The 3,010-nt window shown below is 47.2% G+C and carries 1 protein-coding gene and 1 rRNA gene; both read right to left on the bottom strand.

What is annotated here, in order from left to right; translation table 11 throughout:
* Positions 1-176: 176 nt before the first annotated feature.
* Complete coding sequence (locus tag AC0TWI_RS15540; RefSeq protein WP_488127250.1) at positions 177-2,165, bottom strand: DUF2207 domain-containing protein; 1,989 nt, start codon at positions 2,163-2,165, stop codon at positions 177-179.
* A 726-nt stretch (positions 2,166-2,891) separates the two neighbouring features.
* Positions 2,892-3,007: ribosomal RNA gene (gene rrf, locus AC0TWI_RS15535) — 5S ribosomal RNA — on the bottom strand.
* Positions 3,008-3,010: the final 3 nt, after the last annotated feature.

Below are 3,010 nucleotides of genomic sequence, written 5' to 3'. Positions count from 1 at the left end.
AATGGCCGTGAACTTACGTAAGTTTACGGCCAACACAGCAAGTGGATCCTAAATTTATAAATAACAAAAAGAGAAAGGTGAAATTGACTCGCTCAATTTCACCTTTCTCTTGGTTAGAGACTAGTTATGTCCCAGCCTCTTCTTTTGATGGTGAAAAACTGGGGTTTGCGTTTTTCTCAGTCGGCCCCGGCCCCGCCGCCGTCGCCTCCTCCCCCGTCACCACCCGATGAGCCGGTCCAGCCGCCGCTATCGCCGCTGCTGCTGCTGCTCTGGCCGGATGAGGTATCCCAAAAAGGAGTGCCCGCCGGTTTGCTCCATTTCCACGTCTGTATCATGTATTGGGCGGGCTCTTCGCCCTGTAGAACTAGATAACTGAGCGGAGCAGCCGCGGCCAATTGCCCCAACTCGCCTTCAAATGGCTTTGTATCCATTTTGAATGACTTTACGTTGAGGAGGGTAGCCAGAATCATCCATTTGTCCAACTTCCCGGCTGAAACGGAGGAAGGGATGCCATCCTTATTCAGCATCTTCCGGAAGTAACGGATTTCCGCTCTTACCTCTGCAGCTTCTCTTGATAAAATGTAACGTGGAATCAGCGCATACAGTAATGCCGCACAAACTATCATCACGCTGAGCGAGTCGGTGAGAGCGATAAAGCGATCATCGACTGTGTTTATGAATAACACGGAAGCAAGGAAAAAGAGATACATCCTTCCTCTCCTTTTTCCTTTCCAATTTTTCCGCAAAAGAAACAGCGAAACAATCAGATAAAAAAAGATGCGGCCTGCTGATGCATCCGTTTCTAAAAAAAGAATCAGGACGGAGAGCAGGGACAAAGAGGAGAGCAGAACGGACATAAAAGCGTATATCCGGCTGCCCAATACGCCTTCTTCTTTCATTCGATCAAGAACACAGGTGAACCATTCATGCTCTTTTTTGTAATAGTTGGCTTGCTTATTCCGGTACATATAAATATCTTTTTCCTTCTTCTCCAGCCCGGTCGTCCCATAAAGCTTATTGAGCGAAAAGTATCTCCTGCCCAGCTTGATTCTTTTTCTGAACAGCCAATCCACCAATTTATCTTCACATTCACCAAGTCCGAACTGAAGGGGTTCCAAAATGAAAGCAAGCGTTCTGCCAGGTGCCTCAGGGTCTCTTTGGAGCCGGGTCTCTGACTCTGTCTTTTCCATTTTTGCCTTGCCCTGATAAACGAGCGAATAGAGGCCGGCAAAGATTGCATGGAAATCCTTCTTGCCCGCCCGGTCGACTACATATAAATAGAGAGGATCTTCGTCTAGTAGTCGCTCAGGATTCCCAGCCGCCCGCAGACGGCGCTGTGGAAGAAGAAGGAATAGGACAGAAGTGATAAGAAAGGCGACGGTCAGCGTAAGGAAAAGCGGCTCTCCAATCAGACCTTTTTCCTCCGGAATCGAAGGCGGCGGCTCTTCCACGATCGTTTCCTCCTCGGCAACAGCTTCTTCCAGAGACATAGGGGCTGCGGCCTTTGCCTGATCATGCATAATGGCGGAGGGAAACAAGACACGGACTTCGGTCAGCTGACCCGCATGTGAAACAGGTTGTGAGAACCGGACAAGTTCATTATTTTTTACCTCAACAGATCCATTGTTGCCGTGAAAAAATGCATGATATTGCTCGGGATCCAGCCGACTTGGAAAGACAATATCGAGGGTAACGTTATGAATGTCGGTTCCGTGGTTTTTGTCTGTACCGAAAAAAGGAATTGTCAAATCGCTGTAGGTGTCATAGGAGTTGACCGCATTTTTCATCAAATACATGAAAAAGAACTTCTTCTCCGAATCCTTCACCGGGAAATTGGCATAGTACGTATTTTCCTCTTGGGTAACAGAGAGAGGCTTGATTTCATCTTTGTTAATGAAACCCGGTAATCCTTCTGGATTCATTAACTCATAGGCCTCGAAATTACTGACGCTCCAAGTTCCGTTCTTCGGCAGGGAGCGGATAACCCGGTTGTATTCACCCTCAAACGTATAAGAAAACACTTCATTGACAACGAGGTCGCCATTCGGCATGATCCAGGCTCGTATCGCCGCATCATCAATGGAAAAGCTTCGGGCTGATGCAGCCCCCGGAATCGAAAATAAGAAAATCATTACAGCAAGTGCGTAAAAAGGCAGTCTTTTCAAGAAGTCCTCCCCTTTAGTCTTTTCCCAAAATGATAGCCGGACTGTGAGCAATTGACCATAGGAAAAACGTCTTGTTCATACCTAAAGTCCGGGTGCTTGAGGTGTTTTCAATTGGTGACTCGATCTAGGGGCTTTCAATGGAATTTGGAGTGGAAGGGTAATTGGTCGATACTTTCGCCAGGAACGACATAAATTTGTTGGGATGGTAGATAAAATCAACAAGTTGGTAGATAACTTCTCCGAGAACGACATAAATTCGTAAAGTTGGTAGATATCCTTGCTGGAACGGCACCAGCAGAGCGAAATCGGGCGGCAAAGGGGGCGTTTACTGATATATTTGCTAAGACAGCGATATATTTACCAGGACGAAGATATATTCTCCAGCTCCGCAATATATCAAGAAAGACACCCTTGTTTGGGGCAGTCAATTACTTGCAGGTCATAAGCGCGAGCCCAGTTGAGGGGAAATCAAGTATATGCCCGCGGAATTGGTCGATACTTTCGCCAGGAACGACATAAATTTGCTGAGGTGGTAGATAAAATCACCAAGTTGGTAGATAACCTCTCCGAGAACGACATAAATTCGTAAAGTTGGTAAATATCCTTGCTGGAACAGCAAATGCAGAACGAAATCGGGCGTTAAACTTGCTGATATATTGCTGAGAACATTGATTTCCAGTGAGCTGAACAAAAAAAGACACCGCCTCAGCGGTGTCTTTCAGTTTTGCCTGGCAGCGTCCTGCTCTCGCAGGGGGAAACCCCCAACTACCATCGGCGCTGAAGAGCTTAACTTCCGTGTTCGAGATGGGAACGGGTGTGGCCTCTTCGCTATCGCCGCCAGACAA

Source organism: Lederbergia sp. B243.17 (assembly GCF_057657925.1).
The sequence above is the reverse complement of the archived record's forward strand: the minus strand, read 5'-3'. Positions and strand labels throughout refer to the sequence as shown.